This window comes from Leifsonia sp. Leaf336 (assembly GCF_001423695.1).
Classification (GTDB): Bacteria; Actinomycetota; Actinomycetes; order Actinomycetales; family Microbacteriaceae; genus Leifsonia.
Map to the genome: position 1 here is coordinate 1,095,396 of NZ_LMOZ01000002.1, position 26,619 is coordinate 1,122,014.

29 protein-coding genes, 1 tRNA gene and 1 other RNA gene are annotated in these 26,619 nt (G+C 69.5%); 18 read left to right on the forward strand and 13 right to left on the reverse strand.

Features of this window, described 5'->3' with window-relative positions:
* The first annotated feature begins 266 nt into the window (after positions 1-266).
* Genes ASF88_RS14030 through ASF88_RS14040 form a run of 3 tightly spaced genes read left to right on the forward strand, consistent with a single transcriptional unit; the run spans position 267 to position 3,196 of the window.
* Positions 267-1,313 (forward strand): ABC transporter ATP-binding protein, encoded by a 1,047-nt coding sequence (locus ASF88_RS14030; RefSeq protein ID WP_235493454.1) that lies wholly within the window; start codon positions 267-269, stop codon positions 1,311-1,313.
* 11 nt (positions 1,314-1,324) lie between these two features.
* Positions 1,325-2,866 carry a hypothetical protein gene (locus ASF88_RS14035; RefSeq protein ID WP_055919564.1) on the forward strand — a complete coding sequence of 514 codons (1,542 nt, stop codon included), beginning with the start codon at positions 1,325-1,327 and terminating at the stop codon, positions 2,864-2,866.
* A gap of 51 nt (positions 2,867-2,917) precedes the next feature.
* Complete coding sequence (locus ASF88_RS14040; protein WP_055919567.1) at positions 2,918-3,196, forward strand: DUF3039 domain-containing protein; 279 nt, start codon at positions 2,918-2,920, stop codon at positions 3,194-3,196.
* Positions 3,197-3,220: 24 nt separating this feature from the next.
* Here ASF88_RS14040 and ASF88_RS14045 read toward each other — a convergent pair whose 3' ends face one another.
* A complete protein-coding gene (locus tag ASF88_RS14045; protein WP_055919570.1) occupies positions 3,221-4,525 on the reverse strand; it encodes a nicotinate phosphoribosyltransferase in 1,305 nt (434 codons plus the stop codon).
* Positions 4,526-4,569: 44 nt separating this feature from the next.
* On the opposite strand from ASF88_RS14045, the gene murI reads away from it, so the two are divergent.
* From murI to ASF88_RS14065, 4 genes are all read left to right on the forward strand, one after another.
* A complete protein-coding gene (murI, locus tag ASF88_RS14050) occupies positions 4,570-5,388 on the forward strand; it encodes a glutamate racemase (protein WP_055919574.1) in 819 nt (272 codons plus the stop codon).
* Positions 5,389-5,440: 52 nt separating this feature from the next.
* On the forward strand, positions 5,441-6,196 hold the full coding sequence (gene rph, locus ASF88_RS14055; protein WP_055919576.1) for a ribonuclease PH: 756 nt from the start codon (positions 5,441-5,443) through the stop codon (positions 6,194-6,196).
* Positions 6,196-6,792, forward strand: coding sequence for an RdgB/HAM1 family non-canonical purine NTP pyrophosphatase (gene rdgB / locus ASF88_RS14060; protein WP_055919580.1), 597 nt, complete (start codon positions 6,196-6,198; stop codon positions 6,790-6,792). Before rph ends, rdgB begins: the two co-directional genes overlap by 1 nt.
* Before the next feature lie 103 nt (positions 6,793-6,895).
* Positions 6,896-7,798 carry a cation diffusion facilitator family transporter gene (locus ASF88_RS14065; RefSeq protein WP_055919584.1) on the forward strand — a complete coding sequence of 301 codons (903 nt, stop codon included), beginning with the start codon at positions 6,896-6,898 and terminating at the stop codon, positions 7,796-7,798.
* Positions 7,799-7,825: 27 nt separating this feature from the next.
* On the opposite strand, the gene ASF88_RS14070 is transcribed toward ASF88_RS14065, so the two are convergent.
* The 4 genes from ASF88_RS14070 to ASF88_RS14085 form a co-directional block, all read right to left on the reverse strand.
* Entirely contained in the window at positions 7,826-8,533 is a 708-nt protein-coding gene (locus ASF88_RS14070) for a DedA family protein (protein ID WP_055919586.1), read from the reverse strand.
* A 158-nt stretch (positions 8,534-8,691) separates the two neighbouring features.
* Positions 8,692-8,773, reverse strand: a tRNA-Leu gene (locus ASF88_RS14075).
* Positions 8,774-8,800: 27 nt separating this feature from the next.
* Positions 8,801-9,838 (reverse strand): LLM class flavin-dependent oxidoreductase, encoded by a 1,038-nt coding sequence (locus tag ASF88_RS14080; RefSeq protein WP_055919589.1) that lies wholly within the window; start codon positions 9,836-9,838, stop codon positions 8,801-8,803.
* A 56-nt stretch (positions 9,839-9,894) separates the two neighbouring features.
* On the reverse strand, positions 9,895-11,175 hold the full coding sequence (locus ASF88_RS14085; protein WP_055919591.1) for an MFS transporter: 1,281 nt from the start codon (positions 11,173-11,175) through the stop codon (positions 9,895-9,897).
* Positions 11,176-11,235: 60 nt separating this feature from the next.
* On the opposite strand from ASF88_RS14085, the gene prfB reads away from it, so the two are divergent.
* From prfB to ASF88_RS14115, 6 genes are all read left to right on the forward strand, one after another.
* Positions 11,236-12,348 carry a peptide chain release factor 2 gene (gene prfB, locus ASF88_RS14090; RefSeq protein ID WP_055919593.1) on the forward strand — a complete coding sequence of 371 codons (1,113 nt, stop codon included), beginning with the start codon at positions 11,236-11,238 and terminating at the stop codon, positions 12,346-12,348.
* Between the two features lie 124 nt (positions 12,349-12,472).
* Positions 12,473-13,546: a cell division ATP-binding protein FtsE gene (gene ftsE, locus ASF88_RS14095; RefSeq protein ID WP_055919596.1), complete on the forward strand. Its 1,074-nt coding sequence runs from the start codon at positions 12,473-12,475 to the stop codon at positions 13,544-13,546.
* A complete protein-coding gene (ftsX, locus tag ASF88_RS14100; RefSeq protein ID WP_055919598.1) occupies positions 13,543-14,448 on the forward strand; it encodes a permease-like cell division protein FtsX in 906 nt (301 codons plus the stop codon). Before ftsE ends, ftsX begins: the two co-directional genes overlap by 4 nt.
* 67 nt (positions 14,449-14,515) lie before the next feature.
* Positions 14,516-14,992, forward strand: a complete 477-nt coding sequence (gene smpB, locus ASF88_RS14105; protein WP_055919602.1) for an SsrA-binding protein SmpB — start codon at positions 14,516-14,518, stop codon at positions 14,990-14,992.
* Positions 14,993-15,038: 46 nt separating this feature from the next.
* Complete coding sequence (locus tag ASF88_RS14110; protein ID WP_055919604.1) at positions 15,039-15,815, forward strand: tyrosine-protein phosphatase; 777 nt, start codon at positions 15,039-15,041, stop codon at positions 15,813-15,815.
* A gap of 83 nt (positions 15,816-15,898) precedes the next feature.
* On the forward strand, positions 15,899-16,603 hold the full coding sequence (locus tag ASF88_RS14115; protein ID WP_055919606.1) for a hypothetical protein: 705 nt from the start codon (positions 15,899-15,901) through the stop codon (positions 16,601-16,603).
* Positions 16,604-16,619: 16 nt separating this feature from the next.
* On the opposite strand, the gene ASF88_RS14120 is transcribed toward ASF88_RS14115, so the two are convergent.
* Complete coding sequence (locus ASF88_RS14120; protein ID WP_055919609.1) at positions 16,620-17,285, reverse strand: SIMPL domain-containing protein; 666 nt, start codon at positions 17,283-17,285, stop codon at positions 16,620-16,622.
* A 127-nt stretch (positions 17,286-17,412) separates the two neighbouring features.
* Between ASF88_RS14120 and ssrA the strand changes: the two genes are divergently transcribed.
* The 3 genes from ssrA (at position 17,413) to ASF88_RS14135 (ending at position 19,016) form a co-directional block, all read left to right on the forward strand.
* Positions 17,413-17,808: a transfer-messenger RNA gene (ssrA, locus tag ASF88_RS20155) on the forward strand.
* Positions 17,809-17,995: 187 nt separating this feature from the next.
* Positions 17,996-18,442, forward strand: coding sequence for a hypothetical protein (locus ASF88_RS20825; protein ID WP_157498352.1), 447 nt, complete (start codon positions 17,996-17,998; stop codon positions 18,440-18,442).
* A gap of 82 nt (positions 18,443-18,524) precedes the next feature.
* Positions 18,525-19,016, forward strand: coding sequence for a hypothetical protein (locus ASF88_RS14135; RefSeq protein WP_055919616.1), 492 nt, complete (start codon positions 18,525-18,527; stop codon positions 19,014-19,016).
* Positions 19,017-19,103: 87 nt separating this feature from the next.
* On the opposite strand, the gene ASF88_RS14140 is transcribed toward ASF88_RS14135, so the two are convergent.
* Both ASF88_RS14140 and ASF88_RS14145 read right to left on the reverse strand, forming a co-directional pair.
* Positions 19,104-19,553, reverse strand: a complete 450-nt coding sequence (locus ASF88_RS14140; protein ID WP_055919618.1) for a MarR family winged helix-turn-helix transcriptional regulator — start codon at positions 19,551-19,553, stop codon at positions 19,104-19,106.
* Positions 19,550-19,759, reverse strand: coding sequence for a hypothetical protein (locus ASF88_RS14145; protein ID WP_055919622.1), 210 nt, complete (start codon positions 19,757-19,759; stop codon positions 19,550-19,552). Before ASF88_RS14145 ends, ASF88_RS14140 begins: the two co-directional genes overlap by 4 nt.
* A gap of 133 nt (positions 19,760-19,892) precedes the next feature.
* On the opposite strand from ASF88_RS14145, the gene ASF88_RS14150 reads away from it, so the two are divergent.
* Positions 19,893-20,717 carry a hypothetical protein gene (locus tag ASF88_RS14150; protein WP_157498353.1) on the forward strand — a complete coding sequence of 275 codons (825 nt, stop codon included), beginning with the start codon at positions 19,893-19,895 and terminating at the stop codon, positions 20,715-20,717.
* Positions 20,718-20,746: 29 nt separating this feature from the next.
* On the opposite strand, the gene ASF88_RS14155 is transcribed toward ASF88_RS14150, so the two are convergent.
* The 3 genes from ASF88_RS14155 to ASF88_RS14165 form a co-directional block, all read right to left on the reverse strand.
* Entirely contained in the window at positions 20,747-21,955 is a 1,209-nt protein-coding gene (locus ASF88_RS14155; RefSeq protein ID WP_055919628.1) for a toxic anion resistance protein, read from the reverse strand.
* A gap of 110 nt (positions 21,956-22,065) precedes the next feature.
* A complete protein-coding gene (locus tag ASF88_RS14160) occupies positions 22,066-22,941 on the reverse strand; it encodes an alpha/beta fold hydrolase (protein ID WP_235493455.1) in 876 nt (291 codons plus the stop codon).
* Complete coding sequence (locus ASF88_RS14165; RefSeq protein ID WP_055919631.1) at positions 22,929-23,942, reverse strand: adenosine deaminase; 1,014 nt, start codon at positions 23,940-23,942, stop codon at positions 22,929-22,931. Before ASF88_RS14165 ends, ASF88_RS14160 begins: the two co-directional genes overlap by 13 nt.
* Positions 23,943-24,024: 82 nt before the next feature.
* Here ASF88_RS14165 and ASF88_RS14170 point away from each other — a divergent pair, with 82 nt between their 5' ends.
* Positions 24,025-24,486 carry a ribosomal maturation YjgA family protein gene (locus tag ASF88_RS14170; protein WP_055919633.1) on the forward strand — a complete coding sequence of 154 codons (462 nt, stop codon included), beginning with the start codon at positions 24,025-24,027 and terminating at the stop codon, positions 24,484-24,486.
* On the opposite strand, the gene ASF88_RS14175 is transcribed toward ASF88_RS14170, so the two are convergent.
* Positions 24,389-25,375: an NAD(P)H-quinone oxidoreductase gene (locus ASF88_RS14175; RefSeq protein WP_055919636.1), complete on the reverse strand. Its 987-nt coding sequence runs from the start codon at positions 25,373-25,375 to the stop codon at positions 24,389-24,391. The genes ASF88_RS14170 and ASF88_RS14175 overlap by 98 nt on opposite strands.
* Positions 25,375-26,619 carry an ABC transporter permease gene (locus ASF88_RS14180; protein ID WP_055919639.1) on the reverse strand — a complete coding sequence of 415 codons (1,245 nt, stop codon included), beginning with the start codon at positions 26,617-26,619 and terminating at the stop codon, positions 25,375-25,377. The genes ASF88_RS14175 and ASF88_RS14180 overlap by 1 nt, the downstream gene beginning before the upstream one ends.

The window sequence follows — 26,619 nt, forward strand, 5'->3', positions numbered from 1 at the left end:
TCCCGGGATCGTTCTCCGGGAGTTTATTCGCGCTTTACGTGAATCGACACGCCTTCATGCCTCCGCCAGAATACCGGCGGCCCTCTTCCGGGGGCAGGGGTTGACGGTTGTTGTTGTGGGGTCGTTATGTTCCTCACAGGTGATTCCTAGGCGTCGAGATGTCCCCCTGAGACCGGGCGGGGGGTACGCAACCTCGACTGTCTTGGTACGGTGGCGTGGTGAGTTCCGAGCGCGTACAACCCGGCCCTATCGAACCGGAGACCGACGTGCCCGAACCGCGGGGGGACGACGAGGGGGAGTCGATGGCGGAGGCCACGGAGAGCGGGATCGAGAAGGCGTCGCCTGCTGCGCGACCCGTCCGCAAACGGACGCAACCGAAGACGGCAGCGGCGTCCGCGGCGCCGAGCACGCGCACACCGACACCGCGCAAGCGCGCCGCGCCGGCCAAGCCCCGTGCGCCCAAGGCGACCCCTGAAGCAGGCGGCGCACCGGGTGCGGAGCGGCCCCCCGCCGTCGAGCCTACTGCAGCACCCGTGCCCGTCGTCGACGCACGCCCGAGCGTGCTCACCGTCCACGGGCTCAGCAAGCACTACGGGGCGACCGTGGCCGTCGACGACATCTCGCTCGATGTGCGCGAGGGCTCGTTCTACGGCATCGTCGGCCCCAACGGAGCGGGCAAGACCACCACCCTGTCGATGATCACGGGCCTCCTGCGCCCCGACGAGGGCCGCATCGTGGTCCACGGCGTCGACGTCTGGACCGAGCCGGTGCGCGCGAAGCACGTGATCGGCGTGCTGCCCGACAAGCTGCGCCTCTTCGACCGCCTCACCGGTGCGCAGTTCCTCCATTACGCCGGAACACTGCGCGGGCTGTCCGCGAAGACGGTGCGCACCCGCACGGCCGACCTCGCCGTCGCCTTCGGGATCGAAGACGCCCTCGACCGCCTGGTGGCCGACTACTCGGCGGGCATGACGAAGAAGATCGCCCTGGCCGCTGCCATGATCCACTCGCCCCGCCTGCTCGTGCTCGACGAGCCGTTCGAGTCCGTCGACCCGGTCTCGGCCGCCAACGTCATCGACATCCTGCAGCGCTACACCGCCGCCGGTGGAACCGTCGTGCTGTCCAGCCACGGCATGGACATGATCCAGCGCGTCTGCGACAGCGTGGCGATCATCGTGCGCGGAAGGGTCCTGGCGGCGGGCACCATCGACGAGGTCCGCGGCGAGCAGACGCTCGAGGAGCGGTTCGTGGAGCTCGCGGGCGGGCGCAAGGCAGCGGAAGGCATGGAGTGGTTGCACAGCTTCTCGGACTGAAACTCCGTCTGATGGGCAACGCCTTCCGGCGCAGCCCCTGGCAGGTCTTCGGCCTGGTGCTGGGGGTCGCCTACGGCGTCGTGACGGTCGTACTGGTCATCGGAGCACTCGTGGCCGCACGCCTCGCACCCGTCGTCGCCGATGTGCACAGCGTTCTGGTCGTGATCGGCTCGATCGTCGTGGCGGGCTTCCTGCTGCTGCCGCTGGTGTTCGGGATCGACGACACGCTCGACCCGCGGAAGTTCGCTCTGTTCGGTATCCAGGACCGCGCCCTCGCTCTCGCCCTCGGGCTGTCCGGTTTGATCGGCATCCCGGCCATCGTGCTGTTCATCTGCGCCCTCGCGACGGTGATCACGTGGTCGCGCGATCCCGGCGCGGCGATCCTGGCGGTGCTGTCGGCGATCATCGTCGTGCCGACGTGCGTGCTCGCCTCGCGGATCTCCACGGCGATCGCTTCGCTGTTCGTCTCGCCGCGGAGGTCGAAGGAGGCCGGCGGCGTCGTGGCGATCCTCGTCCTGGTGCTGATCGCGCCGGTGCTCGCCCTGCTGCTGACCGTCGACTGGGGCCGCGACGGCCTCGGCACACTGAGCGCTTTCGCCGGCTGGCTGCAGTGGACGCCGCTGGGGGCCGTCTGGAGCATGCCGGGCGCCGCGGCGGACGGTGCCGGGGGAGCGGCTTTCGTGCAGTTCCTCATCGCGGTCGCGACCGTCGGCGTGCTCTGGCTCGTCTGGCGCGCGCTGGTCTCGCTGGTGGTAGTCGCGCCCGAGCGCGAGACCCACGTGCGCGAGCACCACGGCCTCGGCTGGTTCGGCCGGCTGCCGGGAGGCCCGACGGCCGCGATCGCCGCGCGGTCGATGACGTACTGGGGTCGTGACTCGCGCTACTGGGTCGCGCTGGTGACCGTGCCGGTCATCCCGATCTGCGTCATCGTGGCCCTCACCCTGGCCGGAAACCCGCTCCACTTGGCCGCACTCGTCCCGCTGCCGCTGGTGTGCCTGTTCCTCGGCTGGACCATCCACAACGATGTGGCGTTCGACAGCACCGCGATCTGGCTGCACCTGGTGTCCGGCACGCGCGGGTTCGCCGACCGCCTCGGGAGGATGTTCCCGCCGGTCCTCGTCGGCATCCCGGTGATCGCCGTCGGTTCGGTGGTCACCGCCGCGGTCTACGGCGACTGGGCCGTGCTCCCCGCCATCGCAGCGCTGTGCGGCTCGATCCTGGTCATCGGGCTGGGGCTCTCGAGCATGTTCTCCGTGCTCTTCCCCTATCCGGCGACCAAACCGGGCGACAGCGCCTTCACGCAGCCCCAGACCTCCGGCGCCTCGTCGGCGATCGCCCAGGCGCTGAGCTTCTTCGCCATCATCATCCTCGCCTCGCCCGCCATCGTCTTCCTGACGCTCGGCCTGATGGTGAATCCCTTCTGGCTGGGCGTCTCGCCCGTGGCCTCGGTCCTGGTCGGCTTCGCCGCACTCGGCGGAGGCGTCTGGGCGGGCGCCCGGCTCTTCGACAAGCGCGGTCCCGAGCTCATGGCGTTCGCCAACCGCAACGACTGACCGCGCCGCGGTCGAGCCCGCGTCGAGCCGGCGCGCGTTTAGACTGGAACGATGAACGACGCCAGCATCCTCGAGCCGGGCGGCGAGCCCGGAGGCGGCGGCCTCACCACGCTGGAACGCGACCTCCAGGAGACTCCGCAGATCTCCGAGCCGGGCGATCACGAGCGCTTCTCGCACTACGTCAAGAAGGAGCAGATCCTCGAGTCGGCGATGACCGGCAAGCCGGTCAAGGCCTTGTGCGGCAAGATGTGGACTCCCGGTCGCGACCCGGAGAAGTTCCCGGTCTGCCCGACCTGCAAAGAGATCTACGAGAAGTTGCGCGACGAGTAGGCGCCGGCGCTCGCAGCGCCCGCCTCACGCGAAGATGGTCGGCAGCACCGGGTCGCCGCGCCCCAGCCGGAACGCCTGATCGGGAAGCTCCCGCATCGCGCTCTCGCGGTGCTCGCGCGCGCGCTTCGTGCCCTCCGGCCCGAGGTGCTCGCGGTGGACCTCGCCGTCGGTGATCAGCGGCACGAGCAGGTCGCGCCCGGTGTCGTCGGGCGCGTCACCTGCCTCGACGATGTGCACCACCTCGGCGACGGCGCGCCCGGAGGGGTCCAGCCGGCGCACCGGGTGCTTGCGGCCGCCGATGCTCGGCTTGCCGTCGGACTTCTTGGCCACCGCCACCCAATCGCCGGCGTCGTCGCGGTGCGCGACCAGCTTGTAGACCATCCCGGAGGCCGGTGAGCCCGAGCCGGTCACGACCGAGGTTCCGACGCCGTAGCTGTCGACGGGGGAGGAGGACAGCGCGGCGATGGTGAACTCGTCCAGGTCGTTCGTCACGGTGATGCGCGTGTTCGTCGCGCCCAGCCGGTCGAGCTGTTCGCGCACCCGGCGCACCAGTTTCGGGAGGTCGCCGGAGTCGAGCCGGATCGCCCCGAGCTCCGGCCCTGCGACTCTTACGGCGGTCTCGATGGCCCGCTCCACGTCGAAGGTGTCGACGAGCAGCGTCGTCCCGGGCCCCATCGCGGCGACCTGCGCGCGGAAGGCGTCCTCCTCATCGTCGTGCAGCAGCGTGAAGGCGTGAGCGGCCGTCCCCATCGTGGGAACACCCCAGGTGCGGCCGGCCTCCAGGTTCGAGGTCGCGCTGAAACCGGCCAGGTAGGCCGCGCGGGCCGCCGCCACGGCGCTGCGCTCGTTGGCCCGGCGCGAGCCCATCTCGGCGAGCGGCCGGCCTGCGGCGGCGGTGACCATCCGGGCCGCGGCGGAGGCGACGGCCGAGTCGTAGTTGAACACGCTGAGGATGAGGGTCTCGAGGATCACTCCCTCGGCGAAGGGGGCATCGACGATCAGGAACGGTGACCCGGGGAAGAACACCTCGCCCTCGCGGTAACCCCGGATCGTGCCGGAGAACCGGTAGTCGGCCAGCCAGTCCAGCGTCTCCTGGCGCACGACCTGGTTGTCGCGGAGGAATTCCAGCTCGGCGTCGCCGAAGCGGAACCGCTCGATGAGCTCCAGGAGCCGGCCCGTTCCCGCCAGGATCCCGTACCGTCGCCCCGCGGGGAGATGCCGGGTGAACGCCTCGAAGACGCATTCACGGTCGTGCGTGCCCTTCAGGAGGGCGGCGTCGAGCATCGTGAGCTCGTAACGGTCGGTCAGGAGCGCTGAGGACTCGGTCACGCCTCCACCTTAGCTTCGGGCGCGGGCGGGTAGGCTGGGGTGCTGTGACGGATGCGCCGATTGGGATCTTCGACTCCGGGGTCGGCGGGCTCACCGTCGCCCGCGCGATCCGCGATCAGCTCCCGAACGAGTCGCTGCTCTACGTCGGAGACACAGCGCACTCCCCGTACGGTCCGAAGTCGATCGCCGACGTGCGCCGCTATTCGCTGGAGGTCCTCGACTTCCTGGTCGACCAGGGCGTGAAGCTGCTGGTGATCGCCTGCAACACGGCCTCCTCGGCCATGCTGCGCGACGCCAGGGAACGGTACTCGGTGCCCGTGATCGAGGTGATCCAGCCGGCTGTCCGGCGAGCGGTATCCGCCACCCGCACCGGCCGGGTCGGCGTCATCGGCACCGAAGGCACGATCTCGTCACGCGCGTACGAGGACGCCTTCGCCGCGGCGCCGTCGCTCCAGTTGTTCACGCAGGCGTGCCCACGCTTCGTCGAGTTCGTGGAGGCGGGGATCACCAGCGGCGACGAGGTGCTGCGCGTCACGACCGAATACCTCCAGCCCCTCCGCGACGCGGACGTCGACACCCTCGTGCTCGGCTGCACCCATTACCCGTTCCTCAAGGGCGCGATCTCGTACGTCATGGGCGAGGGCGTCTCGCTCGTCTCGAGCGACACCGAGACCGCCAAGGACGTCTACCGCACGCTGGTGAGCGGCGGCCTCGAACGACACGAGGCGACCCCGCCGACCATCCGATACGAGGCGACCGGCCTCGACGCCGACAACTTCCTGCGCCTCGCGCACCGGTTCATCGGTCCGGAGATCTCCCGGGTCGACCTGGTGCAGACGGGCGTGATCGACCTCCCGCTGTGATCGCGGCCAGCCGGCCCGACCACGACCATCACCGACCCTCGAGGAGACAACCGTGACCGAGACCACCCGTGCCGACGGCCGCACGCCCGACGGCCCGCGCCCCGTGACCATCGAGCGCGGCTGGAGTCGTCAGGCCGAAGGCTCCGCGCTGATCTCGTTCGGCAACACCCGCGTCCTGTGCACGGCGTCGTTCACCAACGGCGTGCCGCGCTGGATGGCAGGCAAGGGCCGCGGCTGGGTGACCGCCGAGTACGCGATGCTGCCGCGCTCCACGAACGAGCGCATGGACCGCGAGTCGGTCAAGGGCCGGATCGGCGGCCGGACGCACGAGATCAGCCGCCTGATCGGCCGCAGCCTCCGCGCGGTCGTGGACATGAAGGCCCTCGGCGAGAACACCATCGTCATCGACTGCGACGTGCTGCAGGCCGACGGCGGCACGCGTACCGCGGCCATCACCGGCGCCTACGTCGCGCTCGCCGACGCGCTCGAGTGGGGACGGGAGCACCGCTTCATCGCCCAGAAGGCCACCCCGCTCATCGACTCCGTCTCCGCCGTCTCCGTCGGCATCATCGACGGCGAGCCGATGCTCGACCTGGCCTACGTGGAGGACGTCCGGGCCGAGACCGACATGAACGTCGTCGTGACCGGCCGCGGTCTCTTCGTCGAAGTGCAGGGCACGGCCGAGGGCGCCCCGTTCGACCGCCGGGAGCTCGACTCGCTGCTCGACCTCGCGCTCGGCGGCACGTCTCAGCTGGCCGAGATCCAGCGCGCCGCCCTCGCCTCCGACGCGCTCGGAATCGAGGGCTGATGGTGCGCGTCGTCCTCGCCACGCACAACCGCCACAAGGCGCTGGAGTTCCAGCAGATCCTCGGCGACGCCGTGCCCGGGCTCGAGATCGTCGGCTACGACGGCCCGGAGCCGGTGGAGGACGGCGTGACGTTCGCCGAGAACGCGCTGATCAAGGCGCGTGCCGCTGCGGCGCACACGGGGCTCCCCGCCCTCGCCGACGACTCCGGCATCTGCGTGGACGCCATGGGCGGCGCCCCCGGTATCTTCTCGGCGCGCTGGGCCGGCCGTCACGGCGACGCGCTGGCCAACCTGAGCCTCCTTCTGGATCAGCTCGCCGACCTCCCCGACGGCGCCCGGGGCGCGCACTTCACCGCGACCCTGGCGCTCGTGACGCCGGAGGGAGCCGCGACCGTCGTCGAGGGCCTGTGGCCAGGGTGTATCGCTCGGGTGGCCGGGGGCTCGCACGGTCACGGGTACGACCCGATCTTCGTACCGGAGGGACACGACGCCACGGCGGCCGAGCTGGGGCCGGATGTGAAGAACGCCGAGAGCCACCGTTCGCGCGCGTTCGCCGCGATCGTGCCTGCGCTGAAAGAACTGGTGGCAGCCGGCTGAACCCGGCCGATCGACCCGGCCGGTGAGAATGAGAACGGCACTCATTCCTATCTAGCCGGATCGCTGGCGGGCGCCCGTGACTTCGACATACCGTAGAAGAACCATGAGTCACGACCACGGGCACTCCGCCAACCGCAACCGACTCCTGATCGCCATCGGGATCGTCGCCGCGGTGCTCGTCGTGGAGGCCGTTGGCGCGTGGCTCAGCGGATCGCTGTCGCTGCTCGCCGATGCCGGTCATATGCTGAGCGACCTCACCGGCCTGGTGGTGGCGTTGATGGCCACCATCGTGGCCGCGCGCCCCGCGACCGACCGGCAGACGTTCGGGTTCCGTCGCGCTGAGGTGTTCGGTGCGCTGATCAACGGGCTCATCCTCGTGGTGGTCGCCGTCTTCGTCACGATCGGCGCCATCGGGCGGCTCGTGTCGGGCGAGGCGGACGTGCAGTCGGGGACGATGCTGATCGTCGCCGCCATCGGCCTTGTCGCCAACTTCGGCGCGCTGCTGTTGCTTCGGCCCTCCGCCGGGCACTCCATCAACATGCGCGGCGCCTACCTGGAGGTGTTCGGCGACCTGATCGGGTCGGTGACGGTCATCGTGGCGGCCGTGGTGATCATGCTCACCGGATTCCAGGCGGCCGACGCGATCGCGTCCCTCCTGATCGCCGCGTTCATCGTGCCGCGCGCCGTCCTGCTGCTCCGCGACGTGGTGCGCGTTCTCAGCGAGGCGGCTCCGGCCGACACGGATGTGGCGGAGATCCGCGATCACATCCTGGGGACGAAGGGCGTCGTCGCCGTGCACGACGTGCACGTCTGGGCGATCACCTCCGGAGCGCCGGTGTTCTCCGCCCACGTGGTGGTGGAGCCGGGCGTGTTCCGCTCAGGTGCCACCGGCAAGCTGTTGGACGAATTGTCCGGCTGCCTGGCGAAGCACTTCGACGTGGAGCACTCGACGTTCCAGCTCGAGCCGGCCGAGCACGCCGCCCACGAGGACGAGTTCCACCGCTGACGCGGCCCTCCGCCGAGGTCGCCGGGCTCAGACGTCCGGCGTGGGACGCGGCTCGGTCGGCTCGGCGGCGGCGGCTTCGAGGCGCTTCTTCTTCGCCTTGCGCAGCGACTGGAAGTAGTGGAAGAGCGTCGGGATGAGCGTGATGACGACGGCGCCGATGAGGATGACGTCGATGTAGTTCGAGACGAACGCGGCGACCGGCGGGATGTAGCCGATCACGTAGCCGAAGAGCGTGAGGCCCGCACCCCAGATCAGAGCGCCGATGGCGTTGTAGACCGAGTACTTCTTGTAGTTCATGTGACCGACGCCGGCGGCGACGGGGGCGAACGTGCGCACGATCGGCACGAAGCGGGCGAGGATGACCGCGAGCGCGCCGAACCGGTCGAAGAACGCGTTGGTGCGCCGCACGTTCTCCATGCTGAACAGACCGGTCTCCCTGCGTTCGAACACGCGAGGGCCGGCCTTGTGCCCGATCAGGTACCCGACCTCCCCGCCGAGGAACGCCGCGAAGGCGATCGCGAGGCAGACCCACCAGATGTCGACCCCGAAGACGAGGGAGGTGTGGGTGAGGAGACCGGAGATGACCAGCAGGGTGTCGCCCGGAAGCAGGAAGCCGACCAGCAGACCGGTCTCGGCGAAGACGATGCCGCACACGACGAGGAGAGCCCACGGGCCCGCAGCCGAGATGATCGTGTGAGGGTCGAGCCACGGGATGAGGCCGGCGTGATGGATCACGTGTCTCCAGGGTTTCGATGTCGGATTCACGCCGAGTTTAGTGGGCGGAACCTGCACGAAGCGTGCGAATCCGGGAACGGCCGTCGAGGTTCACACTGTGGTCCCGCTCGATGGCAGCCGTGACCATCCTATGGAGGGGCCGCACGCCGGCGATCCGGTGCGGGAGAAGGGACTCGAACCCTCACGCCGTGAAGCACAGGAACCTAAATCCTGCGTGTCTGCCAGTTTCACCACTCCCGCGTCGCGCGTCGGCGAACCGCCGCGCGGCTACGACAATAGCTCATCCACGCGCGGGGCCACCTCGCGGCCGAGCAGGTCGATGGCGCGCAGGATGTGGTCGTGCCCGAGAGTTCCGTTGCTCAGCTTCACATCGAACCGGGTGAGGCCCAGGCCGCGAGCCGCGTAGGCGATCTTCTGCGCGACGGTCTCGGGGGAGCCGACGACGAGAGCGCCGTCCTCCGCCGCTTCGTGCTCGAAGCGCGCGCGAGTGGCGGGAGGCCAGCCGCGCTCCCGGCCGATCCGGTTGGTCATGGCCTCCCAGTGCGGCCAGAGCAGGTCCTTGGCCTCCTGGTCGGTCTCGGCGACGAAACCGGGGGAGTGCACGCCGATCGGGAGGGTGGTGTCGTTGCCGAATTGCTCCAGGGCCTTCTTGTACAGCTCGGTGAGTGGCTGGAACCGCATCGGCCCTCCGCCGATGATCGCGACCATGAGCGGGAGGCCGTAGCGTGCGGCGCGAACGACCGACTCCGGGCTGCCGCCGACGCCGATCCAGGTCTTCAGCAGGCCGTGCTCGACCGGAGGGAACACGGACTGATCGGTCAGCGGCGGACGCAGGGCGCCGCTCCAGGTGACGGGCTCCTGCTCGCGGAGCGCCGCGAAGAGGTCGAGCTTCTCGTCGAACAGCTCCTCGTACTGCGCGAGGTCGAAGCCGAACAGCGGGAACGACTCGATGAACGAGCCGCGGCCGAGGATGACCTCCGCGCGGCCGTTCGAGACGCCGTCGAGCGTGGCGAACCGCTCGAAGACGCGGACGGGGTCGTCCGAGCTCAGCACGGTCACCGCCGAGCCCAGGTGGATGCGCTCGGTCTGCCCGGCGATCGCTGCGAGCACGACCTCCGGAGCCGACACCGAGAAGTCGCGCCTGTGGTGCTCGCCCACGCCGATGAAGTCGAGGCCGGCCTGGTCGGCCGCTATGCCCTCCGCGACCACGTTGCGCAGCACCTGCGCGTGCGACAGCGGCGCGCCGTCGTCGTCCAGCGTCACGTCGCCGAACGTGTCGATCCCGATCTCCAGCCGTGCGGCCATGTCCGTCCTCCTGCTCGATGCGTTTGCATACGAACCGAACGGTACAGCAGGCGCCGCTATTCCGGCAGGCCGTCGACGGCCCGTGGCTTCGGCGGGACGTAGCGCGGAATGAAGCGCGCGAGCAGGCCCGCACCGACGAGACCGAGCAGGCCCATGACCCCGCTCGCGAACGCGATCGACACCAGCGCGGTCAGCAGCGAGACGACGAGCGGCGCGACCGCCTGACCGGCGTCGCCGGTGAAGCGCCACGCGCCGAGGAATGCGGCCGGGTTCTCTTTCGGCGCGAGATCGGCGCCGAGTGTCATGATGATGCCCGACCCGATGCCGTTCGCGAACGCGAGGAACAGCGAGACGCCGATGAACCAGGTCACGGCGGCAGGGAGGTCGTGACTGAACGACAGGACGAGGAAGCCGATGCTCAGCCCGAGCATGGAGGGCACGACACTCCACATCCGGCCGAACCGGTCCATGAGCTGACCGCTCGCGTAGAACAGTGCGAAGTCGACGGCGCCGGCGATGCCGATGATCAGGGCAGTGTTCGACTCGCTGAGCCCGAGCGAAACCGCCCACAGCGGAAGCAGGACGGTCCGCGCGGAGCGGACGGCGGCGACGAGCGAGATGCCGGAGCCCATCCGCGCCAGCACACCGCGGAACGCCCAGATCGTCGGGAAGAGTCCGCGGGTGCGCTCGTCCGCGTCCTCCTCGCCGGCGGTCAGCGGCTCGCCGTCGTGACCCGGGGAGGTCGGCGCGGGGCCGAACATGCGCTCGGGATCGGGAAGCACCAGCAGGACCACGACGGAACCCAGGCAGCTGATGATGAAGATCCAGAAGACCGACTGGGTCGAGCCGGTCAGCGCGATCACGCCGGACGCGACGAGCGGGCCGACGAACCAGCCGGCGCGGAAGATCCCGCCGAGCGTCGAGAGCGCCCGCGCCCGGTAGCGGACGGGGACGTAGGTGGTCATGAACGCGTGCCGGGCGAGAGCGAACACCGCCGTGGCGAGGCCGACGACGAAGATGCCGACCATGAGCACCCAGTAATTCGGCGCGAGCAGGCAGACGACGACACCGGCCACCGCGACGACAGCGGCGCCGATCATCGCGGCGCGCTCGCCGACGCGCGAGACCACCCAGCCGCTCGGGATGTCGCCGGCGACCTCGCCCAGCATCAGCATCGAGGCGATGAAGCCGGCCATAGCCAGGGTGGCGCCGAGATTGCCGGCGGCGATCGGGATGATCGGGATGATCGCGCCCTCGCCGATCGAGAACAGCAGCGTCGGGAGGAAGGCCGCGAGTGCGACGGCGCGCAAGGAGAACGGTCGCTCGTCGGAAGTCATTTGCTTAACACAGTACAACTGTCGGGCGGGCGCGCCCCGGCCGGTAGGCTGGAGGACGCCATGATCGAACTTGACCTCTCCCCGCAGATCGCGGACCTCCGCTCGACTCTCGCCGACATCGTCGCCGTCGTGAACGTGGAGAAGCTCCGCGCCGACATCGCCGACCTCAGCGAGCGGGCCGGAGCGCCCGACCTCTGGGACGACACGGCGAACGCGCAGAAGGTGACCAGCGAGCTCAGCCACCGGCAGGCGGAGCTCGGCCGCATCACCTCGGTCGAGCGGCGCCTCGACGACCTCGAGGTGCTCGTCGAGATGGCCAATGAGGGCGACGACGAGGAGTCCGCCGCGGAGGCCCGCACCGAGCTGGAGGCCCTCCAGAAGACCCTGGGCGACCTCGAGGTGCAGACACTCCTGAGCGGCGAGTACGACGAGCGCGCGGCGATCGTCACGATCCGCTCCGGCGCGGGCGGCGACGACGCGACCGACTTCGCCGAGATGCTGATGCGCATGTACCTGCGCTGGGCGGAGCAGCACAAGTACCCGGTCAAGGTCATGGACACCTCCTACGCGGAGGGCGCGGGCATCAAGTCCGCGACTTTCGAGGTCGACGCCCCCTACGCGTTCGGCACGCTCTCGGTCGAGGCCGGGACGCACCGGCTCGCCCGCATCAGCCCGTTCGGCTCCGCCGACAAGCGCCAGACGTCGTTCGCCGCGGTCGAGGTCATTCCGCTGATGGAGGAGGCGACCGCGGTCGAGGTGCCGGAAGGCGACATCCGCGTCGACGTGTTCCGCTCCTCCGGCCCCGGCGGTCAGTCGGTCAACACGACCGACTCCGCCGTCCGCATCACCCACCTCCCGACGGGCATCGTCGTCTCGATGCAGAACGAGAAGTCGCAGATCCAGAACCGTGCGGCCGCCATGCGCGTGCTGCAGACCCGACTGCTCCTCCTCCAGAAAGAGGAGGAGGCGGCCAAGAAGAAGGAGCTCGCCGGCACCATCACGGCGAGCTGGGGCGACCAGATGCGCTCGTACTTCCTCTACGGTCAGCAGCTCGTCAAAGACCTGCGCACGGGCTACGAGTCGGGCAACCCCGCGTCGGTGTTCGACGGCGACCTCGACGGGTTCATCGCAGCGGGCATCCGCTGGCGAGCGGGTTCGAAGGACGACGAGTGACGGTCTTCCGCCTCCCGGCGGCGTTCACCCGCTCATAGCCCGCGTTGCGGCGACTGTCAGGCTTGCGGTGCGTGGGCATGTCGCTACTGTGGATCGTGAAAGTGTTGCTTAGTCTCTAACAGTCATGATCCGGTTCGAACACGTATCCAAGCAGTACGCGGGCACGGCGCGCCCAGCACTCAACGGCATCAACCTGGAAGTGCTGCGCGGCGAGTTCGTCTTCCTCGTCGGTGCGTCCGGCTCGGGCAAGTCGAGCTGCCTCCGGCTGATCCTCAAAGAGGAGCGGCCGACGAAAGGCGCGATCCATGTCCTCGGGCAGGATCTGGGGTCGATCTCCTCGCGTAAGGTGCCCTACTTCCGACGCAACATCGGCGTCGTCTTCCAGGACTTCCGGCTGCTGCCGAACAAGACCGTCTTCCAGAACGTGGCGTTCACCCTCCAGGTGATCGGCAAGTCCCGCGGCTTCATCCAGGAGGCCGTGCCGGACGTCCTGAAGATGGTGGGACTCGACGGCAAGGCGCAGCGCCTCCCTCACGAGCTCTCGGGTGGTGAGCAGCAGCGCGTCGCGATCGCGCGCGCCGTGGTCAACAAGCCGCAGATCCTCCTCGCCGACGAGCCCACCGGAAACCTCGACCCCGCCACCAGTGCCGGGATCATGTCCGTGCTCGCGCAGATCAACGCCGGAGGCACCACGGTGCTGATGGCCACGCACGAGGCGGCGATCGTCGACCAGATGAAACAGCGCGTGATCGAGCTGGTCGGAGGCCAGATCGTGCGCGACGAACGTCACGGCGGCTACGGCGTCACCACGTCGATCCCGCTGCCGCGCCCGACGGCGGAGGGCCTCGCCGTCCCCGTCGAGACGTCGACCGGCGTCGTTCCGGCGCCGGTGGCGCCCGCGGTCCCCGTCGCGGCCGCGGCGCCGCCCGCACCGTCGGCCGCTGAGCCGATGACGCGCCCGCACACTCCGGTGTCGAATCCCACGGGGCCGGTCACCGTGGGCGGTGCGACCGGGCCGGTCCAACCCGTGTCGGCTCCCGTCCAGGCCGTGCCCGCCCCGGTCCCGGCCACGGTGCCTGCGGCCGGCGGCGAGGAGAACCTCCCCGACCACCTGAACTTCACCGCCAACCTCGACCTGAGCGGACTGCGCGACGCGTCCGACCGTGACGGCGAACAGAATGTGGGACCCACGAAATGAGATTCGGGCTCATCTGGTCGGAGGTCGGCAACGGCCTCCGCCGCAACCTCTCGATGGTCGTCTCCGTCGTGCTGGTGACATTCATCTCGCTGACCTTCGTCGGCACCGCCGCGCTTCTGCAGCTGCAGATCGCGCAGATGAAGACCTACTGGTACGACCGTGCCCAGGTCGCGGTGTACATGTGCACCGAGACCGACAACTGCCCTGGTGGCGCCGCGACCGAGCAGACGGTCGCCTCCGTCAAGAAGCAGCTGGAGTCCCCGGAGCTCGCGCCCTACATCCAGAAGTTCTACTTCCAGGACCAGAAGCAGGGCTACGAACAGTTCAAGCAGCAGTTCAAGGGCAATCAGATCGCCGACTACGTCACGCCGGACATGATCCCGCAGACGTTCTGGGTCAACCTCAAGAACCCCAACCAGTCGGACGTGCTGACCGAGACGCTGTCGAGCTCGCCCGGAGTGCAGAGCGTCGTCGACCAGCGCAGCTACCTCGACCAGATCTTCAACATCCTGAACGCGGCCAGCCTGACCGCGATCGGCATCGCCATCCTGATGCTCGTCGCCGCCGTGCTGCTGATCGCCACGACGATCCGCCTGTCAGCGTTCTCGAGGCGTCGCGAGATCGGCATCATGCGCCTGGTCGGAGCGTCGAACCGCTTCATCCAGACCCCGTTCATCATCGAGGGCGTGATCGCGGCGTTGATCGGCTCGATACTGAGCTGCGTCGTGATCTGGCTCCTCGTGCAGTACTTCGTCCGCGGATTCCTGAGTCCCAAGATCCCGTCGATCAACTTCGTCGGCATGGATCAGGGCTGGCTGGTGATCCCGCTGCTCATCGTGGTGGGCGTCATTCTCGCCGCGGCCTCCGCCAACTTCGCGATCAAGCGGTACCTGAGGGTCTGACCCGTATAGACTGGTCTGCTGCCCGGCGACGTGCCGGGCAGCACCATCTTCGACGTCAGGAGCAGCTGTGCCCAGGGAACGTGGCCAGAAGGTCGTGGCCACCAATCGCCGAGCGCGCCACGACTACACCATCGAGGACACCTACGAGGCGGGCCTCGTCCTCACCGGCACCGAGGTGAAGTCGTTGCGCGAAGGGCGCGCGTCGCTCGTCGACGGCTATGCGTTCGTCGACGGCGGGGAGGCCTGGCTCGACGCCGTGCACATCCCGGAGTACCTCGACGGCACCTGGAACAACCACGCGCCTCGCCGCAAGCGCAAGCTGCTGCTGCACAAGGCCCAGATCGTCAAGATCGAGAACAAGGTCAAGCAGGGCGGCTACACGATCGTGCCGCTGTCGATCTATTTCAGCGACGGCCGCGCCAAGGTCGAGATCGCGATCGCCAAAGGCAAGCGCGAGTACGACAAGCGGCAGGCGCTGCGCGAGCGCCAGGACAACCGCGAGGCTGAACGGGCGATGTCCAGCAGGCGTCACCTCGGCGAGTGACCCTCGCGTGCGGCGTCCTGTCGGAAGCGGATGGCAGGATGAGCACATGAGCACGCACGACGAGGGGACGGGCGGCCGGGTGACCGACGCCGTGGCCGAGCGGATCCCCGTGAACGGCACGTACAACTTCCGCGATGTGGGCGGCTATCCGGTGCCGCAGGGAGTGGTGCGCAACGGCAAGCTGTTCCGGTCCGACGGCCTGGCCCGCCTCGGCGACGCAGGGCGGCAGACGCTGCAGGAGCTCGGCGTGCGGGTCGTGATCGACCTGCGCGACGACTTCGAGACGGAGGTGATGCCCGATGACGTCGACGGCCTCGGCCTCCAGCGCCTCCACTTGCCGGTGTTCGAGGGCTCGGGGGCGTCCGCATCGACGATCGGAATCACTCTGGTCGGGCTGTACGAGAAGATCCTGCTGCAGCACCGCGACGTGGTCGTCCGGGCGCTGCGCGAGATCGCCGACACCGGCGAGGAGGCCGTGGTCGTGCACTGCACGGCGGGCAAGGATCGCACCGGCATCGTCATCGCCCTCGCGCTGAGCGCCGTGGGCGTCGACCGTGAGACGGTCGTCGCCGACTACGCGGCGACGCAGGCCAATCTCGACGGCGAGTGGCTGGAGGGAATGATCGCGCTGGTGAAAAGCCACGGCGTGGAGGTCACGCCCGCGTTGCGGGTCATCCTCGGCGGGAGTCCTCCGGCTGCTCTCGAGGAAGCGCTCGATCTGCTCGACCGCGAGTTCGGGGGAGTCCGCGAGTACCTTCTCGACTCCGGGCTGAGCGAGATCGAGCTGGCGAAGCTGCGGTCCGTGTTGGTGGAGGCGGTCTGAGCGATGGGCGGGCGTGGGCATTCACATCCAAGCCATAACCGCCTCCCAGCCGGAATGCGGCTGGATCAGGTGTTCTTGTGAGCATGGACGACACCCGGCCCACTGAGCCGATCCCGCCGCAGCAACCGCCCTACGGGCAGCCGCAGCCGCCCTACGGGGCGCCGCAGCAGCAGTACGCGCCCGGTCAGCAGTACGCTCCCGGCCCGCAGCGTCCCGTGGCTCCGGCGACGGCCGAACCGTTCTACAAGCGCCATGGACTGGCCTTCGCGATCTCCACCCTCGTGCTGGCCGTCATCCTGCTGATCGGCATCGCCGGAGCCGGCGTGTTCGCCGTGGGCTCTGTGCTGTTCCACCGGGGCTTCTCCGTCTCGCACGAGCTGCCGGGCGGTGGCCAGATGCCGGTTCCGGGGCCAGGCCAGGGCGGCAAGAACGGTGGAGGCCAGAACGGGCAGAACGGCGGAGGCCAGAACGGCCGTCAAGACGAAGGCCCGATCGCCAAGGGCGTGGTTCGCGGCAGCGTCACCACGATCGACGGCTCCACGTGGACGATCACGACGACGCGGGGCGTGTCCCTCACGATCGAAATCTCCTCGTCGACCGCCTACGGGGCTCCCGGCCAGACGCAGACGGCCTCCGACTTCGCTGTCGGCGACGAGGTCATCGTCATCGGAACGCGCTCCGGCACGACGGTGACGGCCGCGCGCATCCTCAAGGTCTCCGATCTCCCGATCCGGCCGCCGTCGTTGCCGGGTTCGACCGCGACCCCGGGCGCGACGCCCGGCAACTGAATGCCGCGGTCGGGCGTCAGCTCGCCGCGAACCGGGCGTGCACCTGCACCGCGACGGTGATGTCCTCCGGTTTGAGCGCGAGCGTCGCGCCTCCGAAGTCCGCGCTCATCGCGCGGGCGGCCAGCGGCACCGGCTGGCCGGGTGCGGGCCCGTCGCCCAGCATGCCCGGGTCGCTCAACGCGAGCGGCCGCACGCTGCTGAGGCCGAGGCTCGTGGCGTAGACCGTCGCCTTCGCCACCGCGTTCTCGACGGCCCGACGCCGCGCCTCCTGCGTGATCGACTGCCGGCGGGCCTCCGTCAGCGTCCACGTGACGCCCTGGATCGTCACGCCGTCGAGCATCGACACCACGCCCACCCAGTCGGACAGCGCGGTGGGCTCGCTGAAGGTCACCTCGATACCGACCTCCGCATGGTAGATCGGAGTGAGCCGGCGCCCGTCCTGGTTCCACGGGCGGTCTCCCCAGACACGCAGCTGGTCCGACGACCAGGCGGTCACCGGACCCGTCTGCGGGTTGTGCAGTTCGCGGAGCTCGGAGAGGAGGGACGCGTGCCGCTGCGTCGTCAGCGCGAGCGCCTCGTCGCGTTGCTCGCCCTCATAGCCGACCGTGACCCGGACGGCGCCGCGCTCGGCCGGGTGAGTGAGTTCGAACTCGCCCTGGACAGTGATGATCGTGTCGGCCATCCATCGATGCTGGCATAGAACCGGGGCCGGTGTTGTTGTAGGATGAGAAGCTCGCCGCCGCGTGCGGCGAATGCATCTGGACAACTCAACAGCGCGTGATGACGACCCGGCCTCGCGGCCGTCGCATGGGGATGATCGGTTTCGACATTGTCTGCGAGAGTGTGAGAAGCGGGTCGAGGATGCATGGTTATCTCGTTAACGATCCATGCGAAAAAATAAGTGCCAATAACAAGAGCACTGTCTCGGCCAAGGCCGACTTCGCCCTCGCGGCGTAAGTTCCCCTTCGCCATTTGAAGAGACCGTCAGACCGGGAACTGTCTTCTACCCGGATCCTGGCGTCAGCTAGAAGACTTGCTTCTGCGTTGAGCATCAGGGCGCAGAGGGACTCCAACTGATACTGAGCCCGTCGGAGCAGGTGCCAGTGGCAAGTTCCGGGGCTGAGAAAGCGATTTCACTGGCTACGCCCGTAGAAGGCACATGACCACAGCAGTGGACGGGGGTTCGATTCCCCCCATCTCCACCAATCGGTCGTCATCGCGCGTTGTTCGAGTTTCCAGCGCCCACCCGACTCCACGCGGGTCGTCGGCGCACTCATCGCTGGCGGATTCCGCGGTGGCGCGTACCGTGCGCACCATGAGGGATGCTCGCCCAGCGGTGATCGTGTGCACGTACGTCATCCTCGCTCTCGGCGTAGCCTCCCTGGTCTGGGTGTGGCTCGCCACGGCCGCGGGAAGCAAGGCGGCGTTTCCGCTGGTGGTGTTCGGTTTCGTTTTGATCGCGATGGCGATCTTCTTCTTCGTCGCCCTCGCGAAGGACCCCACCAGGCGGCCGCCTTCCCAGCCTCGCTCCGGGCGGGTGGCGACGACGCACACGCTGGCTTCGATGTCGGGGAGGAGGAGCGGCACTCGGTCGTGTTCACCTTTGACCAGATGCGGGGCTGGCTCACCATCCGGGTGCACGGCAAGCTGCTGCTCAAGCGGTTCATCACGTTCAGCTTCCGGCTTCGTTCGGAGTTCGAGTTCGAGGTCGGCGAACGGGAACGCCACGACGTGCGCATCGAGAAGACCCGGCGCCTCATGTTCGCGTTCGCCAATCCGCAACCGATTCGCGCGTTCGTGGACGGAAGGCTCGTGGCGCAGGTGGATGGAGTCTCGTGACCTGAGCAGGGAGTCGCGACATCGCGGATTCCTGGCGGCGGCGGCACAAGCAACGGAGTAGCCTGCCTTCGGGCGGTGAACGATGCTGCATTCGATTCTGATCCTGGTGCACGCGGGCACGGCGGTGACCGCCTTCGTGCTGGGCTGCCTGCTGCTCGCCACTCTGCCGACATCGGCCCATGCCGCACGGTTCGTCGCGTTCTTCTGGTGTCTGATCGCGTCGATGACCCTGCTGGTCACCGTCGTGGCGGTCGACTGGATACAGCTGAACGTGACCAAGCGCATCGCGTTCGGGGTGCTCTGCGCTCTCGCGGTGTACCTGGTGCTGCGCGTCCTCCAAGCCCGGTCGGTGCTCGTGCGCAAGCCGCCGAACTGGCGGAAGGCGTTGATCGGGCACGTCGGCTTCGTGATGATCTCGCTGTTCGACGGGTTCTGCATCGTGTCCGCGATCGACCTCCGGCTGCCTCCGTGGCTCATCGTCACGGTCGCCGTCCTCGGCGTGGTGATCGGGGTGGTGGTGATCCGTGCCCTGGTGCGGCGGGATGCGGCAGCGGCGCCGGCCGAAGCCGCCTAGCGGGCAGAACGGCGGCCTCGGCTGGTCGTCCGCTGCGTGCGCGAACTCGAGCAGCAGGTGCTGATCCGGCCCCGCGCGTCGGCGGTTCTACAGGTCGCGCGTCGCGCGGATGAGCGCGCTCATGGTCCGGTGCAGGTTGCGCAGGTCGTCCGGAGTCATCCCGAGCCGCTCCATCATCGTGGCCGGGATCGTCTCAGCGTAGGAGCGCAGCTCACGCCCCGTGTCGGTGAGCGTGATCTCGACGACGCGCTCGTCGGAGTCGGAGCGGCGGCGAGCGACGTAGCCGAGCGCCTCCAGCCGCTTGAGCAGAGGGGAGACGGTCGCCGGCTCCAGTGCGAGGAGGTCGGCGAGCCGGCGCACGGAGAGAGGCTCGTTCTCCCAGAGGGCGAGCATCACGAGGTACTGGGGGTGCGTCAGGCCGACGGGCTCGAGCACCGGGCGGTAGGCGGCGATGACCGATCGCGACGCGACCGCGAGCGCGAAGCAGACCTGGCTCTCGAGGGCCAGAGGGTTCGCAGTGTCGGCGGTGTCGGTCATGGGCAGTGGATGCGGGTCGAGGTGCGGGAGTCGGCGAACCGCTCGATGACATGCTGGTCGAGGGGCTTGCCGCATATCGGGCACGCCGCGTCGGCCCGGCGGATGTCGGGGCCCTCCGGGTGCCCGGCGCCGAGCTGCGCGGGGCCGGTGAAGGTGCGGACGACGTCGTTGGCGCGTTCGTAGAAGCGCCAGAACCGGCCAGCCATGGGATCCTCCCGAAGGTTCACGTAAGTGCTTAGTGCACTAACCATTATTGCACTAATTGCGAACGTGCGGGTGCTTTCGAGACTGCGACGACCATGGCTGCCGCCCGGTCCGAGCGTCTACCATGTGGGAATCATGACAGGACCGGCGCAGGCGGCAGAGGATCCCCAGGCCTTCCTGCTGGGACTCATCGAACGCGTGCGGAACGCCCTCCCTCCGGTGTTCGTCGAGCGGGTGCTCGTCGTCGAGCGCCGGCGCACGTTGAGCGACCGCGTGTCCGGGAGGCCAGGCGCGATCACGAGGATAAGCCTCCTCGGGCGGCAGGAGACTTTGACCCTGGGTTACGAGCCGGGCCCGCACTGGGCCGGGGAGGCGGAGCTCGTCTACCGCGGAGCGACCGTCGTCAGCCGGCCTCTGAGCCTCGGCGATTGGCTCACCGCCTTCGCCGAGCGCGTCGCCGCGCTGGAGAGCGAGGTCGCTGGAGACGCCGCCACGTCGTCGCTTGCCCTCCAGATGCTCGGTCTGGAGCCTCCGGGTTCGGAGATCCGCGTGAGGGAGGCCAAGGTCGACGCCGACCTCCGCACGCTGCCGGCGCGGCTGCGCCGCCGCCTCCCCGCTGAGGCGATCGCCCAGGTCGGTCGCATCGGGGAGCTGCTGGTCGACGCGCTCGACCGCGTGGAAGGGCAGGGCGAGCCGGAGGTCATGGTGCGGCGCACCGCGACCGTCTACCTCCCCGACACGCTGCGCGCCTACCTGGTGCTGCCTCCCGACTGGGCGGTCCGGCATGTCCTCCCCGACGGGACGACGCCGGCGCAGACCCTTGTCGCTCAGCTGGGAGAGCTCGAGGCCGCCGCGAGGCGGATGCGCGACGCGGCGGCCGAGCACGACGCCTCGGCGCTGCTGGTCAACGGGCGGTTCCTGTCCCAGCGGTTCGGGCTGTCGCGGCTCGACCTGCCCTGAGCAGACAGGCCGAGCCCGACCCCGCGCCGTCAGTTCGCGCTGTTGTGCGAACGGTCGAGGTAGCTGCGCGACCGCTCGACCTGCTGCTCCAGCGCATCGACGGTCTTGGCCATGCTCTCGACCGCCTTCACGCGGTAGCCGTCGATGGCATCCATCGTCGCGAACACGTTGTCGAAGGCGTGCTGGAGAGTCTCCAGGCTGACGCCGGTCGAGATTGCCTCCTCGTGCACGCGGGCCGTCTGCTGGCGCAGGAGTTCGCCGGTGCGGTCGATCATGGCGTTGGTCGCATCGTTCAGCGCGCTGATCTGGTCGAGGACGAGCTCCTGGTTGCCGAGCGCCTGCGCGACGATGATCGCCGTGCGGAGGGCGGCGACGGTCGTGGTGCGGGCGCGCTCGACCCCCTTGATCAGTTCGAGGTTGTTCTTGCGGATCGCGTCGAGCGCCAGATACCCCTGCACGGAGACGGCGATCTGCGTGGTGAGGTCCTGCCGGCGTTGGCGGATGGGGAACAGCGCGTCCGCCAGGAGGGAATCGGCGCGTTGCGGGTCGGTCGTGCGCACCTTCGCCGCCTGCGCTTCGATCGACTCGTCGAGGGCCTTGGCGAGCGCGGCGTACTCGCCGAGCTTGCCCATCGTGGCCCACAGGTTGGTGCGTTCGAGGTCGATCGCGGCGTTGTCCTTGAGGAGGGCGTCCTGCCCGGAGATGAGCGCCGTGATGATCGCGTCGAGCTGCTTCTGGGCGGGCTGGTAGCGCTCGAAGTACCGCATGAGCGACTTGCCGCCGGGGAGGCGCCCGAGGAAACCCTTGGCGCCCGCGAGGTTCGCGTGGCCCGGGTCGAGCTCGGTGATGGTCGTGCGCAGCTGCTGCAGCGTCTGCGCCACCTGCGTCTGCGGATCCGACGGGCCGCCACGGCCGCGGGCGGCGGCGAGCGACGACTCCGGCCTCTGCAGCATCCGGTTCGACACCTCCGACGACGAGCGGATCTCCTGCACGCCCATCCGGGCGATCTCGTCGACCTTGCGTGTGAACTCGGGGCTGCCGGGCTCCACGGAGGAGAGCCCCGCGACGAACTCGTTCGCCTTGGCCTGGAGCTCGGCACGCTTGTCGGGTGGCACGGCGACCATTCCGACGGCCTGGTCGCCTCCGACCTCCGGCACGGCGGCAGGAGGCGTGAGCGACACGCCTTCTGGCGGCCCTTCGGGCGCCGTCAACGGCTGGTTGAGGTCGAGCTCGGACATCGGCGACTCCTCCCGGTGCGTGGGCACATCTTCCCCCGTGCACCTGAGTCCCACACTAGAACAACGGTGGTGTTGCGCAGAGGGGGTCGGAGGCCGAGCTCAGTGGTGTCTCACAGGGTCGGCGACGTCGCCACGACCCAGTCGAGGGCGACGCCCAGCGCCGTCAGCACCGAGACGTGGCCCTCGCGCGGCCGCAGCCAGAGCTCGCCGCGCCGGAGCCGCTCGAGCATCCACCCGGCGTGCGTCGCCGGGACGACGCGGTCTCTGCCGCCCTGCACGAGGAGGGTGGGGGCCGCCACCGCGCCGAGCTCGACTCCCCAGGCCGATACGAAGGCCACGTCGTCGTCGACCTCGCCGTCGTGGCCGGCCGCTGCGCCCGCCCCGGCGTCGGCGCCGAGAGCGGCCCAGGCCTCCTTGAGCACCTCGTAGTCGCGGGACGTGAACGACTCGGGCTCGAACTCCGCCGTCTCGGCGTACGCTGCTCGCGCCGGGCGTCCAGCGAGGGCCGCTCGGAGGCCTCCCGGATCGGCCATGCCGGCGAACCAGTCGACGTCGCCCCAGTACGGCGCGATGCCGGCGAAGGTCACGACCGCGGTGGCGCGCTGGGGCGCGAGGGCGGCGCAGGCGAACGCGTGCGGGCCGCCCCCGGAGGCGCCCATCGTGGCGAACCGGTCGATGCCGAGCGCGTCGAGAACGGCGAGCACGTCGGCGGCGGCGTCGGCGACGCTGCGGCCGGGCAGCGGATCCGAACCCGGATACCCGGGACGCGCGCACGATACGACGCGGAGGCCCCGGGCCGCGGCCTCGGACGCCACCGGCTCGATGACTGCTCCGGTCTGCGGCGTGCCGTGGTGCCAGACCAGCACGGGTGCGTCGGCCAGAACCGGGGAGTCTTCACCCCCTCCGGTGTCGAAGTAGCGCACCTGCCGACCATCGGGTCGCGTGATCGAACCGGCGGGCGACGTGCCGGCGCTCAGCCCCGCCACGCGTCCACCTCCTCCTGCAGCGCGGTCTTGCGGGCGTCGGTCGCGAACGACGCGTCGATCGACGTGCGCGCGAACCGCTCCGCCTGGTCGGCGTCGGCGCCGAGCGCATCCCGCACGGCGAGGTAGTTGTGGCCGACGTAGCCGCCGAAGTAGGCGGGGTCGTCGGAGTTGATGGTCACCCGCACGCCGGCGGCGTCGAGCCGCAGCAGAGGGTGGTCGGCCAGGTCGGGCACTGTCCGCAGGCGCACGTTCGACAGCGGGCACACCGTGAGCGGCACGCCCTCTGCGGCGAGCCGCGCCATCAGCTCCGGATCCTCCGCGGCGCGGGTTCCGTGGTCGATCCGTTCGACGCCGAGCAGGTCCAGCGCCTGGCGGATGTAGGCGGGCGGTCCCTCCTCGCCGGCATGCGCCACCGCGTGCAGCCCGGCGTCCTTCGCCCGGGCGAAGACCTCGGTGAACAGCTCGGGCGGGTAGCCGACCTCCGCGGAGTCCAGGCCGACGCCGAGCAGCCGATCCGGCCGGGTGAGCGCGGCGCTGAGCACCGCCTGCGCAGACTCGACCGGCTGGTCGCGGAGGAAGCACAGGATGATCCCGCTCGTGATGTCGAGATCGCGCTCGGCCTCCGCCAGCGCCCCGCTGATGCCGTCGACGACGGCCTCCAGCGCGACGCCGCGACTCACGTGCGCCTGGGGGTCGAAGAACAGCTCGACGTGGCGGAGGCCCTGGGCGGCGGCGGTGCGGAGGTAGCGCCGGGTGAGCTCGGCGAAGTCGTCCTCCGTGCGCAGGACCGCCATCGTGGCGTAGTAGAGGTCGAGGAAGGACTGGAGGTCGGAGAACTCGTACTGGGCCACGAGCTCGTCGACAGAGGCGTAGGGGAGTGCCACACCGTTGCGGCCGGCGAGCTCGAAAGCGAGATCGGGCTCCAGGGTGCCTTCGATGTGGAGGTGGAGCTCGGCCTTCGGCAGAGCGAGCAGAGCTTCGTCGGAGGGCAGCGCGGTCATGCCTCCGATCCTCCCACCGATGGAGGCGTCATCCGACACCCGGAGGACGCGACGGCGACCGGAGGCTCGCTACCGTCGGAGGATGACCTCCCTCGTTCGTCGTCGTGTCACGCTGATCGTCGTCGCTGTCGCGGTCGTCGTGGCCGGGCTCACCGTGCACGAGCTGACCGATGGCTGGGCCGGCGCGTTCGCCGGGGATGCGCTCTACGCGGTGCTGATGGTCGTGCTCGTCGCCCTCGTGGCGCCGCGCGTGCCGAGCCTGGCGGCGGGCGGTATCGCGCTCGCCGTGTGCGTCGGGGTGGAGCTGCTGCAGCTCACCGGCGTGCCCGCGCAGCTGTCGGCGGCCATCCCGGGCGTCGAGCTCGTGCTCGGGTCGACGTTCCAGGCGACCGACCTGGTCGCCTACGCGATCGGTGCGACGATCGCGACGGTGCTCGACCTCGTCGTCAGGAGACGCGCAGGAGGATCTTCCCGAGGTGGGCGGACGACTCCATCCGTCGATGCGCCTGGGCCGCATCCGCGAGCGGGAACACCGAGTCGATGACCGGGTGCACCTCGCCGGCCTCCAGCAGCGGCCAGACGTGCTCGCGCACGGTCGCGATGATCGCGACGCGTTCGGCGAGAGGGCGTGCTCGCAGAGTCGTCCCCTGGAGGCGGGCGCGCTTGCGCATGAGGAGGCCCATGTCGACCGCGGCGGGGGTGCGGTCGCGGACGGCGATGGACATGATCCGGCCGCCGGTCGCGAGGGCCTCGAGGTCGCGGGCGATGTAGGCGCCTCCGACGATGTCGAGAACGACGTCGGCGCCGCGGCCGTCGGTGAACGCCGCGACCGCCGCGACGAAGTCGTCGGTGCGGTAATCGACGGCCGCTTCGGCGCCGAGGGAGCGGCAGAACGCCGCCTTCTCCGGGCTGCCCGCCGTCGCGATCACATGCGCCGCGAGCGCGCGGGCCAGCTGGATCGCCATCGAGCCGATGCCGCTGGAGCCGCCATGGACGAGCAGCGTCTCGCCGGCGCCCAGGGCGCCCAGGTCGAACACGTTCGACCAGACCGTCGCGGCGACTTCGGGGAGGCCGGCGGCCTCCACCGGGTCGACCCCGGCGGGGACCGGGAGCACCAGGCCGGCGTCGACCGTCACGAGTTCGGCGTAACCGCCTCCGGGCAGGAGAGCGCACACGAGGTCTCCCTCGTTCCAGAGACCTGGTTCGACGTCGTCGCCGACTGCGTCGATGACGCCCGACACCTCCAGCCCCGGCCACTCGGGCGCACCGGGCGGCGACGGGTAGTGGCCGCGACGCTGGCTCAGGTCGGCGCCGTTGAGCCCCGCCGCGATCACCCGGATGCGCACCTCTCCCGGCCGGGGCTGAGGGTCCGGGACCTCGGCGAGCGTCAGGACCTCCGCGTCTCCCGGCTGCGCCGCGATCACGGCGCGCATCAGCGCACCGCCGTTCGGCCGGGGCCGGAGCGGCGCCCGAGCACATCCCGGATCTTGACCTTGCTGGAGTACTCGATCGAGCCGTACCGGAACAGCCGCACGGCCAGTCTCAGCACCACGAACGAGAGCGCGAACAGCTCGACGATGATGATGATCGCCTGCCAGAGCGGCAGCGAACCGAACGCGTTCAGGATGAGCGCGGTGATCGGAGCGGTGTATGGGAAGTACGCCAGGATCTGGACGATCGGCGCGCCCGGCGTGCTGATGGCGTAGCTCGAGGCGTACAGCGGGATCACCACGGCGAAGACCACGACGGAGAAGAACGGGGCGGCGTCCTTCGCGGTCGGCATCACCGCGCCCACGGCCACCAGGGTGCCGGTGAACAGTGCGAAGCCGCCGATCGTGATGAGTGCGCCGATGATCATCTTCTGCGGGTCGAAGACGAGACTGCTGAGATCGAAGTTCGGGATGGCGAGCTGATCGCGGAAGAACAGATAGCCGACCACCACGGGCAGCGCGAACACCGCGATCTGGATGAGACCGATGGCGAACAGCGAGATCACCTTGCCGACCAGGAGGTTCGTCGGGTTGATCGTCGTCAGGATCATCTCAGTGACCCGGTTCTCCTTCTCCTCCAGCGTGGAGTTCAGCATCTGGTTGCCGAGGAAGACGATGACGACGAAGAACGCCGCCAGGAAGATCAGGGCGGGCAGGATCGCCTCGAAGCCGGGCGCGACGGCGCCGTTCTTGAAGGTGGTCGTCGCGGTGTTCGTCTCGCCGCGGAGGATGGCGACGTCGACCGGGCTGTCGAGCTTCTGCTCGACGCTCGCCGAGAGCAGCGACTGCGCGACGGCCGAGTATTTGCTGTTCTGGAACACGCCGGCGTCGGCTCCGTAGACCTTGATCGTCTGCTTGGCGGGGTCGGCGGGGTAGTCGAAGAAGGCGGGCGTGCCTCCGATCTGCACCTCCTCGACGCCCTCGGAGCTGCTGGCGATCTCCTTGCCGCCGTAGCTGTGCGCGATCGTCGGGTCGACGAGGCCGGACGCGTCGACGTAGAGGAAGTCGAACCGCGCGTTCTTCTGCTGGTCGGCGGTGTTGGCGCTGGAGACGTTGGCGGAGATGATGAGCGTGCCCAGCCCGAAGACCAGGATCGGCAGGATGAGCGTCACCGCCCAGAAGCTGCGCTTCTTGATGGTGCGCGTGAACTCGAACGCGATGACGGTGGAGAGGTTGTGTCGGGCCAT

What these genes read in the sequence shown, in the direction of transcription:
- ASF88_RS14035 (WP_055919564.1), top strand. Translation starts at nt 1,325, where the DNA reads ATGGGCAACGCCTTCCGGCGCAGCCCCTGGCAGGTCTTCGGCCTGGTG.
- ASF88_RS14040 (WP_055919567.1), top strand. Translation starts at nt 2,918, where the DNA reads ATGAACGACGCCAGCATCCTCGAGCCGGGCGGCGAGCCCGGAGGCGGC.
- rdgB (WP_055919580.1), top strand. Translation starts at nt 6,196, where the DNA reads ATGGTGCGCGTCGTCCTCGCCACGCACAACCGCCACAAGGCGCTGGAG.
- ASF88_RS14065 (WP_055919584.1), top strand. Translation starts at nt 6,896, where the DNA reads ATGAGTCACGACCACGGGCACTCCGCCAACCGCAACCGACTCCTGATC.
- ASF88_RS14080 (WP_055919589.1), bottom strand. Translation starts at nt 9,838, where the DNA reads ATGGCCGCACGGCTGGAGATCGGGATCGACACGTTCGGCGACGTGACG.
- ASF88_RS14085 (WP_055919591.1), bottom strand. Translation starts at nt 11,175, where the DNA reads ATGACTTCCGACGAGCGACCGTTCTCCTTGCGCGCCGTCGCACTCGCG.
- prfB (WP_055919593.1), top strand. Translation starts at nt 11,236, where the DNA reads ATGATCGAACTTGACCTCTCCCCGCAGATCGCGGACCTCCGCTCGACT.
- ftsE (WP_055919596.1), top strand. Translation starts at nt 12,473, where the DNA reads ATGATCCGGTTCGAACACGTATCCAAGCAGTACGCGGGCACGGCGCGC.
- ftsX (WP_055919598.1), top strand. Translation starts at nt 13,543, where the DNA reads ATGAGATTCGGGCTCATCTGGTCGGAGGTCGGCAACGGCCTCCGCCGC.
- ASF88_RS14110 (WP_055919604.1), top strand. Translation starts at nt 15,039, where the DNA reads ATGAGCACGCACGACGAGGGGACGGGCGGCCGGGTGACCGACGCCGTG.
- ASF88_RS14115 (WP_055919606.1), top strand. Translation starts at nt 15,899, where the DNA reads ATGGACGACACCCGGCCCACTGAGCCGATCCCGCCGCAGCAACCGCCC.
- ASF88_RS14120 (WP_055919609.1), bottom strand. Translation starts at nt 17,285, where the DNA reads ATGGCCGACACGATCATCACTGTCCAGGGCGAGTTCGAACTCACTCAC.
- ASF88_RS14135 (WP_055919616.1), top strand. Translation starts at nt 18,525, where the DNA reads ATGCTGCATTCGATTCTGATCCTGGTGCACGCGGGCACGGCGGTGACC.
- ASF88_RS14140 (WP_055919618.1), bottom strand. Translation starts at nt 19,553, where the DNA reads ATGACCGACACCGCCGACACTGCGAACCCTCTGGCCCTCGAGAGCCAG.
- ASF88_RS14145 (WP_055919622.1), bottom strand. Translation starts at nt 19,759, where the DNA reads ATGGCTGGCCGGTTCTGGCGCTTCTACGAACGCGCCAACGACGTCGTC.
- ASF88_RS14150 (WP_157498353.1), top strand. Translation starts at nt 19,893, where the DNA reads ATGACAGGACCGGCGCAGGCGGCAGAGGATCCCCAGGCCTTCCTGCTG.
- ASF88_RS14155 (WP_055919628.1), bottom strand. Translation starts at nt 21,955, where the DNA reads ATGTCCGAGCTCGACCTCAACCAGCCGTTGACGGCGCCCGAAGGGCCG.
- ASF88_RS14165 (WP_055919631.1), bottom strand. Translation starts at nt 23,942, where the DNA reads ATGACCGCGCTGCCCTCCGACGAAGCTCTGCTCGCTCTGCCGAAGGCC.
- ASF88_RS14170 (WP_055919633.1), top strand. Translation starts at nt 24,025, where the DNA reads ATGACCTCCCTCGTTCGTCGTCGTGTCACGCTGATCGTCGTCGCTGTC.
- ASF88_RS14175 (WP_055919636.1), bottom strand. Translation starts at nt 25,375, where the DNA reads ATGCGCGCCGTGATCGCGGCGCAGCCGGGAGACGCGGAGGTCCTGACG.
- ASF88_RS14180 (WP_055919639.1), bottom strand. Translation starts at nt 26,619, where the DNA reads ATGGCCCGACACAACCTCTCCACCGTCATCGCGTTCGAGTTCACGCGC.